Annotated in this window: 9 protein-coding genes; 8 read left to right on the plus strand and 1 reads right to left on the minus strand. The window is 40.3% G+C overall.

Going from position 1 to position 15,286, the window contains the following annotated elements:
- The first annotated feature begins 185 nt into the window (after positions 1–185).
- Positions 186–1,244 (plus strand): N-acetyl-gamma-glutamyl-phosphate reductase, encoded by a 1,059-nt coding sequence (gene argC, locus ACM03V_RS17765; protein WP_414622125.1) that lies wholly within the window; start codon positions 186–188, stop codon positions 1,242–1,244.
- Between the two features lie 721 nt (positions 1,245–1,965).
- Here the strand turns inward: argC and eno are convergent.
- Positions 1,966–3,246: a phosphopyruvate hydratase gene (eno, locus tag ACM03V_RS17770; protein WP_414622126.1), complete on the minus strand. Its 1,281-nt coding sequence runs from the start codon at positions 3,244–3,246 to the stop codon at positions 1,966–1,968.
- Between the two features lie 328 nt (positions 3,247–3,574).
- Between eno and ACM03V_RS17775 the strand changes: the two genes are divergently transcribed.
- The 7 genes from ACM03V_RS17775 (at position 3,575) to rpmB (ending at position 14,279) form a co-directional block, all read left to right on the plus strand.
- Complete coding sequence (locus tag ACM03V_RS17775; RefSeq protein WP_414622145.1) at positions 3,575–5,170, plus strand: iron uptake porin; 1,596 nt, start codon at positions 3,575–3,577, stop codon at positions 5,168–5,170.
- A 159-nt stretch (positions 5,171–5,329) separates the two neighbouring features.
- Positions 5,330–7,996 carry an ATP-dependent chaperone ClpB gene (clpB, locus tag ACM03V_RS17780; RefSeq protein WP_414622127.1) on the plus strand — a complete coding sequence of 889 codons (2,667 nt, stop codon included), beginning with the start codon at positions 5,330–5,332 and terminating at the stop codon, positions 7,994–7,996.
- 220 nt (positions 7,997–8,216) lie between these two features.
- Positions 8,217–9,191 carry a hormogonium polysaccharide biosynthesis glycosyltransferase HpsE gene (gene hpsE / locus ACM03V_RS17785; protein ID WP_414622128.1) on the plus strand — a complete coding sequence of 325 codons (975 nt, stop codon included), beginning with the start codon at positions 8,217–8,219 and terminating at the stop codon, positions 9,189–9,191.
- A gap of 57 nt (positions 9,192–9,248) precedes the next feature.
- A complete protein-coding gene (locus tag ACM03V_RS17790; RefSeq protein ID WP_414622129.1) occupies positions 9,249–10,238 on the plus strand; it encodes a glycosyltransferase in 990 nt (329 codons plus the stop codon).
- 264 nt (positions 10,239–10,502) lie between these two features.
- Complete coding sequence (locus ACM03V_RS17795; protein ID WP_414622130.1) at positions 10,503–11,441, plus strand: glycosyltransferase; 939 nt, start codon at positions 10,503–10,505, stop codon at positions 11,439–11,441.
- Between the two features lie 242 nt (positions 11,442–11,683).
- Positions 11,684–13,696, plus strand: coding sequence for a molecular chaperone HtpG (htpG, locus tag ACM03V_RS17800; RefSeq protein ID WP_414622131.1), 2,013 nt, complete (start codon positions 11,684–11,686; stop codon positions 13,694–13,696).
- A 346-nt stretch (positions 13,697–14,042) separates the two neighbouring features.
- Positions 14,043–14,279 (plus strand): 50S ribosomal protein L28, encoded by a 237-nt coding sequence (gene rpmB / locus ACM03V_RS17805; RefSeq protein ID WP_414622132.1) that lies wholly within the window; start codon positions 14,043–14,045, stop codon positions 14,277–14,279.
- The last annotated feature ends 1,007 nt before the right edge of the window (positions 14,280–15,286 follow it).

Consider the following 15,286-nt stretch of genomic DNA (forward strand, 5'->3'; position numbering starts at 1 on the left):
GAAACACCGAAGCATAGTAACAATGATTCGATAACATAGCAGAAGTGTCTACAACGCTCATAATGTTACGAATACTTAATTACATAACATTTTAAGCGCAATTGGCTCCTTAAACTTAGCCGTTTCACGGTTAAACGCGGAGTTATTGCATAAAAAGAAAAATCATTGGATAGGAATTTTTAAACATGGGCAATTTTAGGCGCGTACCCGTGGGAATTATTGGCGCGTCAGGATATGGTGGAGTTCAGTTGGTGCGGTTGCTGCTGAATCATCCAGAATTAGAACTAGTTTATTTAGGCGGCGAAAGTAGTGCGGGAAAATCTTTTAGCGATATTTATCCTCACTTAGCCCACGTCGTAAACCTCAAAGTTGAAGCAGTAAAACCAGAAGTAATTGCACGCCGCTGCGAAGTCGTTTTTTTATCGCTACCCAACGGATTAGCTTGCGAAATTGCCCCAAAACTGCTCGAATACGGATGTAAAGTCCTCGATTTGTCAGCAGATTATCGATTTAGCAACTTGAAAACTTATAGTAATTGGTACGGCAAACAGCGTCAAGACATAGAAACTGCCAACACAGCCATTTACGGACTACCAGAACTTTATCGCGATCGCATTTCCGACACTCAATTAGTAGGCTGCCCCGGTTCATATCCCACAGCCAGTTTGCTAGCACTTTCACCCCTCCTCAAACAAGGATTAATCGTACCAGAAAGCGCCATTATCGACGGCAAAGGCGGCACCTCAACCAGCGGAAGACAACCCGAAACTCATCTATTGCTATCCGAAGCAGACAACACCGTCGGAGCATTCAACGTAGCTCGTCATCGTCACACCCCAGAAATAGAGCAGATTTGCAGCGATTTAGCAGGACATGAACTCACCGTCCAGTTTACGGCACACCTCATACCAATGGTGCGCGGAATTTTAGCAACAGTATACGCAACATTGCGCGACCCCGGATTAGTACGAGACGACTTGATTACTATATATAAAGCCTTTTATCGTCACTCTTCTTGGGTCAAAATTTGCGAACCAGGAATTTATCCCCAAACTAAGTGGACTCACGGGAGTAATTTATGCTATCTGGGTATAGAAGTTGACCCGCGAACGCGCCGCGTGATTGTGATGTCAGCAATTGATAATTTAATTAAAGGGCAGAGCGGACAAGCAATCCAGTGCTTGAACATCATGATGGGCTGGGATGAAATGCTTGGGTTGCCGAAGTTGGGGTTTTATCCGTAATAAAGTTAGAAGTTAGGAGTTAGGAGTTAATAATTAATTTACTTGTTTGCCCCGAAGATATTGCCCTCTCCCAAGCTTGGGAGAGGGGTTAGGGGAGGCGGGGTGAGGGAAAGTAATTTGTAGGTTGGGTTAGACACGAAAATCAATTTAATTTGTAATGCGAATTGATGTTTTCGTGTCGTAACCCAACATCATGGTTGTGGATAAACCAGCTGTACTTTATTTTTAATTCTTTTTAATACCTCAATTCCCGATTCCCAATTCCCCAAATTATAAATGTTGGGTTACGGCGAAAAAGATAAATTTATCGTTGAAAATCATAATTCATCGTGCCCCTAACCCAACCTACGACTTGTTTGCCCCGAAGATATTGCCCTCTCCCAAGCTTGGGAGAGGGGTTAGGAGGCGGGGTGAGGGAAAGTAATTTGTAGGTTGGGTTAGACACGAACAAAAATTGAAGAAGGAAACGCAAATCTATATTCTCGTGTCGTAACCCAACATCATGGTTGTGGATAAACCAGCTTTACTTTATTTTTAATTCTTTTTAATACCTCAATTCCCAATTCCCAATTCCCCAAATCATCAATGTTAGGTTACGGCGAAAAAGATAAATTTATCGTTGAAAATCATAATTCATCGTGCGCCTAACCCAATCTACAAAGAAACCCGGCTTTCCAAAAAACCAGGTTTCTAAAACTCCTAACTCCTAACTCCTAACTTTCTACTTAGGTCCCATTCCTACGGTACCTGCATAAACGGCAGCGTCTCCTAACTCATCTTCAATTCTCAACAACCGATTATATTTAGCAACACGTTCGCTACGACACAAGGAACCTGTTTTAATTTGTCCGGCTCTTGTAGCTACTGCTAAATCGGCAATTGTGGTGTCTTCGGTTTCGCCGGAGCGGTGGCTGATTACGGAGCGAAAACCGTTACGAGTTGCTAAATCGATGGTTTGCAAGGTTTCAGTCAAAGAACCAATTTGATTGAGTTTAATCAAAATGGAGTTAGCTGATTTTTGCTCGATACCTTTTTGCAAGCGTTCGGCGTTGGTAACAAATAAGTCATCGCCAACTAACTGGACTTTAGAACCCAATTTTTCGGTGAGTAACTGCCAACTTTCCCAGTCTTCTTCGTGCAAACCATCTTCAATTGAGATGATGGGATATTCATCTACAAGTTGTGCCATGTAATCAATGAATTCTGCCGGAGAATGAGGTTTACCGTCGTAAACGTATTGTCCATCTTTGTAAAATTCGCTGGCTGCCACATCTAAAGCTAAAGCAACTTGTTCTCCTGGCTTGTAACCAGCTTTTTCAATTGCAGCAACTAATAACTTTAAAGCTACTTCGTTAGATTCCAAGTTGGGAGCAAAACCACCTTCGTCACCAACTCCTGTTAATACTCCTTTCTCATCCAAAACTTGGCTCAAGGTAGCGAACACTTCGGCACCCCAGCGCAATGCTTCGCGGAAGGAAGGTGCGCCGATGGGAACAATCATGAATTCTTGGAAATCAACGTTATTTGCAGCGTGTGCGCCACCGTTAATTACGTTCATCAACGGTACGGGCAATAAATTCGCTAAAGGGCCACCTAAATAACGGTATAGGGGAAGTCCCAAAGTTTCAGCACTTGCCTTTGCAGCAGCTAAGGAGATACCTAAAATCGCATTAGCACCCAAATTAGACTTATTCTGAGAACCATCGAGGTCAATCATGGTTTTATCAAGCTGTTCTTGGTTGAGAGCATCCATATCTAACAGCTTGGGAGCCAAAGTTTCATTGACGTTTTGCACCGCTTTGAGAACACCTTTACCGCCATAACGGCTTTTGTCGCCATCGCGCAACTCGTGAGCTTCAAAAGTACCTGTAGAAGCGCCACTGGGAACCTGCGCCAATCCCACCACGCCGTTTACCAAATGTACTTCAGCTTCAATAGTAGGTCTACCGCGTGAATCAAGAATCTCGCGAGCAACAATCGCTTCGATAGAAGTATCCATCATCTGTTCAGTTCCTTTGTATGAATGAGTTATAACTACTTTGTGTGAAATTAGGAGTCGTAACTCCCACCGTTAGAATAGAGGTTTACGCCACTATAGAATAGATGTTTACGCGACTATATAAGCGGAGATTTGAGATTAGTTAAGAGTTAGAAGTGAGGAGTTAAGAGTTAAGAGTTGGAAGTTGGGAATTTTTAATGCAGCAAGATTTACGTGTTTTTTCTTGTCTTCCGATCTTGTTGAATTGAATTTCTAATGATTTTATCTTGATCGAGTCAGAAACAAAAGAATTATCCCAAAGTCAAGAATTATACTTAATACTGTAGGTGTGATGGAGTTGAGCGTGAAGCAGTCTTTCAAGCAAATAATTTGTTCTCCAAAGCTGTTAGCGGCTTTAGTTGGCTATGGAATTTTCAGCCAGCTTTGTCTTCCCTCAGAAGCAGCTTTTACAGGAAAAGGGGACAAGGAGACAAGGGGACAAGGGGACAAGGAGAATATTAATTTAATTGCTACCCCCTCTACCCTCTCTCCCCCCTCTCTACTCTCCCAATCAACCTCGGTAGACGAACTATCCGATGTAAAACCAACTGATTGGGCTTATCAAGCTTTGAAGTCTTTGATCGAAAAATATGACCTAAAGCTGGGTTTACCAGATGGGACTTTTAGGGGAAATCGCGCTGTTACTCGTTATGAGTTTGCTGCACTGTTAGCTGCTACTTTGGATAAGGTGGAAGATGCTATTGCTGGTTCTGTTGGTAACGCGAATATTCTGCAAGATAGAATAACTTTGCAACGTTTGCAAAAAGAATACAGTCAAGCTTTGCAGGATTTACGAACCCGCGTAAATGATATAGAATCTCGTTCTTCGGAGTTACAAGCGAATCAGTTTTCTACTACTACTAAGTTAAAAGGACAGCAAATTGTTGGTTTAACGGATGGTAGAAACGCTAATTTTACGGTGGTTTCTCGAACTAGATTGACTTTTGAAACTAGTTTTAGTCAAAAAGATTTGCTGATTACTCAGTTGGAATCTGGTAACAATGGTGGTGATGCTGTTGGTTTAGCTCAAAAGGAAGATGCTAATTTACTGGGAAGCGATGGTATTTTTGCCAATGCTGGGGGACTGGATTTTACTGACGTGGAAGATGATGTTAAACTCAGGCGTTTGCATTATACTTTACGCCCTTCGTCGGATTTTGCGGTAACTGTAGGAGCGAAAATGTCACCGCGAGATTTTATCGACGGTAATCGCTATGCTAATAATGAAGCTACTGATTTTAGTTCGGGAATTTTTCTAAATAATCCTTTGATTGTCCAAAATCGCATCGATCGCAATGGTGGTGCTGGGGCTGCTGTTGTTTGGAAACCTAAAAATAGTAAACTGGCTTTTCGTTCGCTTTATATTGCTGGGGATGCCGATTCTAACTTGGATGATAAAGGTTTTTTCGGCGACCCACATCAAGCCAGCGCTGAATTAGAATATACTTTTAGCGATAAACTAACTTTAAAACTGCAATATACAAATGCTGAAATTGACGACACCGATATTAATGCTTATGGCGTAAATGCCGAATATGCCCTCAACCGCAATACGGGAATTTTTGGTCGTTTGGGAATCGGTGATTATCAAGGATTTAATACTGCTGTAAATCAAAATTTAGATTTAAAACCCGTTAGCTGGACATTAGGTGTTGGTTTGCGTAACATTGGCATTCCCGGTACCATTGCCGGTGTCGCAATTGGACAACCTTTTGTTACCGATGGTGTGGGAAACGCTACTCAAACTAACTTCGAGACATTTTATAATTTACGATTAAGCGATAATCTCAGCTTTACTCCCGTAATTTCTTTAGTAATTAACCCCGACAACGACAGCGATCGAGGTACTATTTGGCAAACTACGTTAAGGTCAACGTTTTCGTTTTAAATTATGAATGCTTAGTGGTTAGTAGTTAGTGGTTAGTGGTTATAAACTATCAACTATCAACTTTCACCGTAAGGTGTTCGCGTAGGGTAGGCTGTGGATCATCAACTAACAACTATCAACTATCAATCTTTATAAAATCTAAAATCTAAAATTCTTAATATGCAGCCTACAGATCCAGATAAATTTACTGATAAAGCCTGGGAAGCAATTGTTAAATCTCAGGATATTGTCCGTGCTTACAATCAACAGCAGTTAGATGTAGAACATTTGATGCTGGCTCTTTTGGAACAAGATAATGGGCTGGCTCATAAGGTTCTAAGTCGCGCTGGGGTAGAGATTGAGCAGTTACAGCAGATGCTTGAAGATTTTACTCGCCGTCAGCCGAAGGTCGGTAGAAGCGACCAATTATACCTGGGCAAAGGTCTTGATCGGATGCTTGATGGTGCCCAAGATGCTAAGGATAGTATGAATGATGCTTACATTAGTGTGGAGCATCTTTTGGTGGCTTTTGCTGAAGAGGAACGTATTGGTAGAAAAATATTTAGAAGTTTAAATGCTACTAGTGAAGATTTAGAAACTGCGATTAAAAATGTGCGGGGTAAACAAAAGGTAACTGACCAAAATCCCGAATCTCGCTATGAAGCTTTAGAAAAATTTGGTAGAGATTTAACCGAGCAAGCAAAAGCTGGTAAACTTGACCCCGTAATTGGACGAGATGATGAAATTCGCCGCGTGATTCAGGTGTTATCTCGTCGAAGTAAAAATAATCCCGTATTAATTGGCGAACCTGGAGTTGGAAAAACGGCGATCGCCGAAGCTTTGGCTCAACGAATTATTAATGGTGATGTTCCGGAGTCGCTGAAGAACCGGCAAATCATTGGTTTGGATATGGGTAGTTTGATTGCTGGCGCTAAATATCGCGGTGAGTTTGAAGATAGATTAAAAGCTGTTCTCCGCGAAGTTACTGAGTCCGCCGGTCAAATAGTTTTGTTTATTGATGAGCTACATACGGTAGTAGGTGCCGGTTCGGGACAGCAAGGTTCGATGGATGCCGGTAATTTACTCAAGCCGATGTTAGCTCGCGGTGAATTGCGCTGTATTGGTGCTACAACTTTGGATGAATACCGGAAGTATATTGAAAAAGATCCGGCTTTGGAAAGACGTTTTCAACAGGTTTTAGTTACCCAACCCAGCGTAGAAAATACGATTTCTATTTTGCGGGGACTTAAGGAACGTTATGAAGTTCACCACAACGTGAAAATTTCCGATTCGGCTTTAGTTGCAGCCGCTACACTGTCAGCACGTTACATTTCCGACCGTTTTTTACCAGATAAAGCCATTGATTTAGTAGATGAAGCAGCAGCGCAGTTGAAAATGGAAATTACTTCCAAACCTGCGGAATTAGAAAATATTGAACGGCGGTTGATGCAGCTTGAAATGGAAAAGCTGTCTTTAGCGGGGGAAGAAAAAGCCACATTACAGACACAGCAGCGCTTAGGGCTAATCGAGCAGGAAATTGACGATTTGACGGGAAGACAAGAAGAATTTAACGCCCAGTGGCAGGGTGAAAAGCACGTATTAGAAGAAATCAGCGCCTTGAAGCAAGAAGAAGAGAAGCTGAGAGTGCAAATTGAGCAAGCCGAACGTGCTTACGACCTTAACACGGCAGCGCAACTGAAGTATGGGAAATTAGAAGGAGTACAGCGCGATCGCGAAGTTAAGGAAGCCAAACTTTTAGAAGTTCAAAGTAAAGGCGTAAGTTTGCTCAGAGAGCAGGTGACGGAAGACGATATTGCCGAAATTGTGGCGAAATGGACGGGAATTCCCATAAATAGCCTGTTAGAGTCGGAAAGACAAAAGTTATTGCAGTTAGAAGATCATCTTCATAAGCGAGTTATCGGACAAGATGAAGCAGTATCGGCAGTTTCTGCCGCGATTCGTCGCGCTCGTGCGGGAATGAAAGATCCACAACGCCCTATTGGTTCGTTTTTATTCATGGGACCTACGGGTGTTGGTAAAACAGAATTGGCGCGGGCTTTAGCAAAATTCATGTTCGATTCCGAAGACGCTATGGTGCGTTTGGATATGTCGGAATACATGGAAAAGCATTCTGTATCCCGTTTAGTAGGAGCGCCACCGGGTTACGTTGGTTTTGAAGAAGGCGGTCAACTTTCCGAAGCAGTGCGCCGTCGTCCTTATTCGGTGATATTGCTCGACGAAGTAGAAAAAGCTCATCCAGATGTATTTAATATATTGCTGCAAGTTTTAGATGACGGTAGAATTACTGATTCTCAAGGAAGGCTTGTAGACTTTCGTAACAGCGTCATTGTGATGACGAGTAATATCGGTAGCGAACATATTTTAGATATATCCGGCGATGATTCGCAGTACGAAAAAATGCGGAATAGAGTTATGCAAACATTGCGAAAACACTTCCGCCCCGAATTCGTCAACCGCATCGACGATTTAATTATTTTCCATGCTTTAGGTAGAAAGCAAATGGGAGATATTGCTCGCATTCAGCTAAAACGGGTAGAAACCCTATTATCAGATCAAAAAATCTCTGTAGAAATCACCTCAGCAGCCTGCGAGAAACTAGTAGAAATTGGTTACGATCCAATGTATGGCGCTCGTCCAATTAAGCGAGCAATTCAGCGAGAAATCGAAAACCCCCTTGCCACCAAGATTTTAGAAAACACCTTCATAGCCGGTGACACAATCGTAATTGACAGAGGTAAAACCGGGTTAACCTTTAGCAAAAAAGCCGTTGTCAAAGTATCGGCAGCTACAACTACCGTGCAATTGGTGGAATCGGCGGAAGGGTAACGTGGTTAAATCATAGGGTTCGTAGTTGCGCTTCAGCGCCTCTTGTCGGAAGCTAGTACAGCGCAACTATGAACATCTTTTTATTCGTAATTTTTTAGCCCCACTCTTCGCCTCGTGAGGGCTTCCAAGATTTAGGTTTTACAAATATCATCCAACCTGTGAGTTTTTACACCGAACTGGGAATAATAATCTCGGTAAGCTATAGAAACTACTTTTAAACATGAATACAGCTGTAAACTTAACCGTTGCTATCCCCACTTACAACGGAGAAAATCGTTTACTCAGGGTATTGGATAAATTAAAAGAACAGGTAAATACAGAACATATCAATTGGGAAGTTCTTGTAGTTGACAATAACAGCATAGACGGTACCGCAAAAATTGTTCAAGAGTATCAAGAAAATTGGCTGCAAAACGTACCTTTAAAATATTGTTTTGAACGGGAACAAGGTATATCTTTTGCCAGACAGCGGGCTATGAATGAAGCAAAAGGTGAATTAGTTGGTTTTATTGATGATGATAATTTACCGTTTGCAAATTGGGTGAATTCAGCTTGTAAATTTGCTCAAGAACATCCCAAAGCTGGTGCTTTTAGCAGTAAAATTCACGGTATTTTTGAAACCAATCCTCCGGAAGAACTTAAGGATATTACTTTTTATTTAGCTTTAGTCGATCGCGGTTCGGAACCTTTGATCTATGAGCCTCGCAAAAAAGGACTTCCCCCTGGTGCGGGATTAGTGGTACGTCGGGATGTTTGGAAGAAATACGTTCCAGCGAAATTGTTATTAATCGGTAGAACTAAAAAACGCTGGATGCCTACCGGACAAGATGCTGAAGCATTATTATATATTCATAGAGCCGGATGGGAAATTTGGTATAACCCCGAGATGGAAATTGAACATATAATTCCATCATCGCGATTAGATGAAAAATATCTCCGAGGCTTAATGCGAATTATTGGTTTAGGACGCTTCCATTTAAGAATGTTAATGCTTGATTGGTGGCAAAGACCTTTTGCTTTTTGTGCTTATTTAATAAACGATTTTCGTAAAATTGCATTGCATTTTCTTCGTTATAGAAAAGTTTTAGATCGGGATATTGCTGCTGCTTGTGAAATGGAACGGTTGTTAGCAACTTTAATTAGTCCTTTTTATTTATGGCGAATACGAATCTCTAATTTCACGAAATTATACTGAGGTTATTTATAGAAATGCAAGTTTAGCATATCAATTATTATCATCAATATAATTGATATGTTCAAAAATTTTATATCCGTAATTATACCGGCGTATAATGCAGATAAAACAATTCAAGAAACTATTGAATCAATCTTAAATCAAACTTTTACTAATTTTGAATTAATTATTATCAATGCAGATTCTACAGACAAAACACTTTCAATAATTTCTCAAATCAAAGATGAGAGAATTAAAGTTTTTTCTTATCCTAAAGCTAATGTAGCAGTCAATAGAAATCGCGGATTCAAGCACGCAACTGGTGATTATATTACTTTTTTAGATGCCGATGATTTATGGACAACTGATAAATTAGCAGCACAATATACAGCCTTACAATCAAATTACCAAGCTGGAATTACTTATAGCTGGACAAATTGTATAGATGAAAATGGGAAGTTTCTTCGTAAAACTTCTCACGTTAATTGGAACGGAGATGTTTATTCTAAATTCTTATTAGATGATTTTATCGGTAACGGTTCTAACGTGATGATTCGTAAAGATATTTTGATAGAAGTTGGTGGTTTTGATGAATTATTAACTAACGCTCAAGATACAGATATGTGGTTGAAATTATCAGCCATAACTAACTTTATTTGCGTACCTCAAGTACAAATATTATATCGAATTCAACAACAGTCCATGTCATCGAATGTAATAGGACTGGAAAAATCAAATTTAGAAGTTATTCAACGTGCTTTTAATCGTGAAAAAGCCAAGTCATTACAACATCTTAAACCTATCGCAATCGGAAACCTTTATAAATATCTTTGCTATAAAGTTCTCGCAGCACCACCAGGAAAACAGCAAAGTGTGGTTGCGGCTAGATTTTTATTTACTGCGATTAAAACAGATATAAGTCTTTTATTTAAACCAATAATTTTTAAAGCTATTTTGAAACTGATAGCAATGGTAATTTTACCTCCTAATTGGGCAAGTACGGTATTTGACAAGCTGCCTCGCTTATCAAATACCAGTACTTTCTTAGGATACGAAAAAACAACTTAATCTTAGCTCGTAGTAGCGCTTCAGCGCCTCATGAACGAGAAATTGAATGCACTCATTTAGCTGTGTCGCGACAATTAAAATAGTTTGCTAGGCTATGATAAAAAACTTGATCTTAGTTCGTAGTAGCGCTTTAGCGCCTCATTTTATCATCTTAGGAGGAAAAAAAATAATGCACTATTTGCTGTATCGCGACACTAAAAATACTGCTGAGATGAAGCGCTGAAGCGCAACTACGAACCTTAAGAAATAAAGGAATTCGATAAAATGTCTATTTCCGTAATAGTCCCCGTATTCAACGGAGAAAAAACTATTGAAGAAACAATCAATTCAATATTAAATCAAACCTTTCAAAATATAGAAATAATTATAATTAATGATGGTTCTACAGATGCAACTTTAGAAACTATCAAAAATATATCCGATTCCCGCATCAAAGTATTTTCGTATCCAAATGCTGGTTTATCCGCAAGTCGCAATCGAGGAATAGATCGTGCGAAGGGGGAATATATTTCTTTTATAGATGCCGATGATTTATGGACACCTGATAAACTTGAATTGCAATGGCAAGCTTTACAGTCAAATCAAGAGGCTGCTGTTGCTTATAGCTGGACTGATTATATTGATGAATCGAGTAAATTTATTAAATCGGGTAGAAGAATAAAAGCTAACGGTGATGTTTTTAGCAAACTTCTAATAACTAACTTTATAGAAAATGGTTCTAACCCTTTAATTTGCAAAAAAGCTTTAGAAATTGGTAGTTTTGATGAATCACTTCCCGCAGCAGAAGATAAAGATATGTGGTTGCGTCTTGCGGCTAATTACGAATTTGTTTGTGTAGAAAAACCACAAATTTTATATCGAATATCAACAACTTCAATGTCTACCAATCTGAAAAGACAAGAAGCTGCATCTTTAAAAGTAATTGAATGTGCTTTCAGTTATCCCAAAGCCGAGAAATTACAGCATTTGAAAAAACAAAGTCTTTCACATTTATATCAATATCTGACTTTTAAAGCGATTGAAGCACCACCCAAACAAACTCAAACTCTTACTGCGGTTTATTTTTGGTGGAATTGGATTAAAAATAATCCTGCGATCGCGAAAAATCAACGAGTGATAATAATTGCAGCAGTGAAAATTCTCTTTCCCCAACTGTTTCGGCGAGTCAGTCAGTTGAAAAAAGCAGCTGTAATAAGTAATTAACTAGTAACTCCGCAGATTCAGATCCCCCCAACCCCCCTTTTTAAGGGGGGCTTTTCGTATGGTAGGGAAATCCGCATCACCTTTATAGGGCAAACAATCCAGCAAATCAAGTGCAATTTATTCGTCCAGCATTTAAAATCCAGATTGATAATAACCCTGCTTACCTTGTCAGGTAAAGTGGGGTGTTAGGGTTTTATTACCCAAATAATCATTAGAATATTCGTATTTGCTGCGATTAAATTATGTTAGAACAAGGTACCATCAGTATCCATACTGAGAATATTTTCCCGATTATCAAAAAGTCTCTTTACTCAGATCATCAAATCTTTTTACGGGAACTTGTATCAAACGCCGTTGATGCTATCCAAAAGCTGCAAATGGTAGCTCGCTCTGGGGAATTCTCCGGCGAAACCGGCGAGCCGGAAATTGTACTTGCTGTAGATAAGGATAAGAAAACTCTTTCTATTACCGATAATGGCATCGGTATGACTGTAGAGGAAGTTAAGAAGTATATCAACCAGGTTGCTTTCTCTAGCGCTGAAGAATTCGTTCAGAAATACCAAGGTGAATCCGATCGTCCAATTATCGGTCATTTTGGACTCGGTTTCTACTCTTCCTTCATGGTGGCGAAGCACGTTGAAATCGATACTTTATCTTACAAAGAAGGCGCGGAGCCAGTTCACTGGAGTTGCGATGGTTCCCCAAAATTCACTTTAGAAGAATCATCTCGCACAACTCGCGGTACTACTATTACTCTTCACCTCATGGAAGAGGAAGAAGAATTTGTCGAAGAAGCACGAGTCAAGAATCTTGTCAAGACTTACTGCGACTTTATGCCGGTACCCATCAAACTTGACGATGAGGTATTAAATCGACAAAAAGCACCGTGGCGTGAATCTGCCAGTAATTTGACAAAAGAAGATTACATGGAGTTTTACCGCTACCTGTATCCTTTCGAGGAAGAACCTTTGTTATGGGTACATTTGAATACCGATTATCCCTTCATCATCAACGGTATTCTTTACTTTCCTAAGTTAAAACCCGATGTTGACGTTAGCAAAGGACAAACCAAACTATTTTGCAACCAAGTATTTGTTAGCGACAACTGCGAAGAAATCATTCCTCAATTTTTATTACCAATGCGGGGTGTAATCGATAGTACCGACATTCCCCTGAACGTATCCCGTAGTGCATTACAAGGCGATCGCACAGTCAAAAGAATCGGCGATTACGTTGCTAAGAAAGTCGGCGACAGGCTCAAACAACTGTACCGCGACGACCGCGAGCAGTATATTTATGCCTGGAAGGATTTAGCAACCTTCGTTAAATTCGGGGTTATGAACGATGAAAAGTTCCAAAAGCAAGTTGAAGATATCGTAGTTTTCCGTACAAGCAAAGATTCGGAAAATACTGGAGCGGCAACAGAAGTAGCAGAAACTCCAGCAGTAGAAGTACAGTCCCAGGAAGGGGACGCTTGGCAAGATGTTACTCCTGATAGTGAGGGAGAAAATGCCGAAACTGCGAAAAAAGCTAACTTGCCCTACGTAACCATCAAAGAGTATTTAGAGCGCAACAAAGAAAGTCACGAAAACCGCGTCTTTTACTGTACCGATGCAGCATCACAAGCAGCTTACGTAGAATTACATAAGAATCAAGGCTTAGAAGTCTTATATTTAGACTCCTTCATCGACACCCACTTTATCAACTTCCTCGAACGCGAATACAACGAAGTCAAATTCACTCGCGTAGACTCCGACTTAGATAACACCCTGCTAGATAAAGATAAATCCAGCGAAATAGTAGATCCAACAACCAATAAAACCAGAGCAGACACAATCAAAGAAATCTTTGAAAAAGCCCTCAACAAACCCAAACTCAACATTCGTACAGAAGCTTTAAAATCCGACAACCCCCAAGGAACACCACCAGCAATGGTGCTTTTACCAGAAATACTGCGTCGCTTGCGAGAAATGAACGCCATGATGCAGCAGCAAAACGTAGAATTTCCTGAAGAACACGTATTATTAGTTAATACAGCCCATCCACTGATCCAAAACCTGGAAAATCTCAACCAAGGTAGTATCATTCAAGATGGCGGACAATCCCCCAACGGCGAATTAGTAAACTCAATTTGTCAACACGTTTACGACTTAGCCCTAATGTCCCAAAAAGGCTTCGACGCAGACGGAATGAAATCCTTCGTAGAGCGTTCTAACGAAGTACTTACTAAGCTGACACAACAAGCAGCGAAATAGGGAATTGGTAATTGGGAATTGGTAATTGGTAATTGGGCACGGGGAATATAGCAGTTTTCAGTTGGATAGAACACCGTCTTAACCTCACCCCGCCTACGGCACCCCTCTCCTTATTAAGGAGAGGGGAAGGGGGTGAGGTTCCCGAAGTGTATTGCACTTAAACGAAAAGCCCTATAGTTATGAGTTAGGAGTTGGGAAGTTGAAATTTCCCCTTGTCCCCTTGTCTCCCCATCTCCCCATCTCCCTACTCCCTACTCCCTACTCCCTTCCCACACGACTTATTCAGAAATCAAGCTGAATTCTTATAAAATAGAAAATTACGTTAAAAAATAGGAGATTCTTCAATATGGCGCGTAGATGTCAACTGACTGGAAAAAAAGCGAATAACGGTTATGCGGTTTCTCACTCTCACCGTCGTACAAAGAAACTTCAGCAAGCTAACCTGCAAAGCAAGCGGGTTTGGTGGGCTGAAGGTAATCGCTGGGTGAGACTGAAGATTTCTACTAAAGCAATCAAAACTTTGGAAAAGAAAGGTTTGGATGCAATGGCTAAAGAAGCTGGAATCAATCTCAATCGTATGTAAATTTGAATTACTTACAAAAAGCCCCCCTTTTAGAAAGGGGGGGTGGGGGGATCGAGGGGGTTTGGAACACTACTTTTCTCCTTTCAATTGCATAAGTTTTCACAAATTGGGATTACAGATAATTCAAATATTGCCTTTCCAATCCATCAAGATATTAAGCCCACCAATTTTATATATGTGGGCTTTGTTTTTTATATTTATTTTTGTAGATTCTTGTAGGGTGTGTGACTAAGCTGTTGACTTTGATAAAGTTTATCCCTTTTTCTTTCATACCCCCATCCCTCACCCCGCCCTTACGGGCACCCCTCTCCCAAGCTTGGGAGAGGGGAAGGGGGAGAGGGCATTGTCTTAAGCACCAACAAATTTTTTGCCTGATTTTTTACGCCTAAAAAAGTACAGAATCAACACCCTAGTGTGTGACGCTTTTATAAATTTTCGATGTGGTTATAAGGCTTGTAGCGTCACGCACCATCTGACTTGCACCAATTTCAATTAGCCCTCACAATCGCCTTGGAATAAATTAAGCGGCTAATATTAATATACAAAGTACGTTAAAACTCACATCTAGCACCATTCTCAACACCGCCTTGGAATAAATTCCCAGGCTTATATATAAAGTCTGATAAATCAGACTGGGTAAAGCTTTTGAGGTGATTTTAGTGCGTTTTAACGTACTTTGTATATCAGCCTTGAAATTGATTCCAAGGCGGGTGTTTGCGCTTAACGACAATGGCACAAGTTATCAATTTCATAAGTTCTTTTCTCCCCCCTCTTCCCCGTCTCCACAATATTTTTTCTCTGGCTGATAACTTTACCGTTCCAAGTGGGTACTATAACTTTAGTCGGCTAATCGCAACTTCATAAAGTTGTGTTGAGCTAACACTAAATACTGTAAAAAATCCGCAAAAATCCTATGAAGCTATGGCTTTATTTTTATACGTCGGCTATAAATTAAATAATTCAGATAATACTTTTTTTGACCGGATAAACATAAAAAATTTACAAAA

This window comes from Calothrix sp. CCY 0018 (genome assembly GCF_963920925.1).
Classification (GTDB): domain Bacteria; phylum Cyanobacteriota; class Cyanobacteriia; order Cyanobacteriales; family Nostocaceae; genus Rivularia.

Bases quoted from the DNA above. Each gene is read 5' to 3' on its own strand.
- argC (WP_414622125.1), top strand. From the start codon at position 186: ATGGGCAATTTTAGGCGCGTACCCGTGGGAATTATTGGCGCGTCAGGA.
- eno (WP_414622126.1), bottom strand. From the start codon at position 3,246: ATGATGGATACTTCTATCGAAGCGATTGTTGCTCGCGAGATTCTTGAT.
- ACM03V_RS17775 (WP_414622145.1), top strand. From the start codon at position 3,575: ATGGAGTTGAGCGTGAAGCAGTCTTTCAAGCAAATAATTTGTTCTCCA.
- clpB (WP_414622127.1), top strand. From the start codon at position 5,330: ATGCAGCCTACAGATCCAGATAAATTTACTGATAAAGCCTGGGAAGCA.
- hpsE (WP_414622128.1), top strand. From the start codon at position 8,217: ATGAATACAGCTGTAAACTTAACCGTTGCTATCCCCACTTACAACGGA.
- ACM03V_RS17790 (WP_414622129.1), top strand. From the start codon at position 9,249: ATGTTCAAAAATTTTATATCCGTAATTATACCGGCGTATAATGCAGAT.
- ACM03V_RS17795 (WP_414622130.1), top strand. From the start codon at position 10,503: ATGTCTATTTCCGTAATAGTCCCCGTATTCAACGGAGAAAAAACTATT.
- htpG (WP_414622131.1), top strand. From the start codon at position 11,684: ATGTTAGAACAAGGTACCATCAGTATCCATACTGAGAATATTTTCCCG.
- rpmB (WP_414622132.1), top strand. From the start codon at position 14,043: ATGGCGCGTAGATGTCAACTGACTGGAAAAAAAGCGAATAACGGTTAT.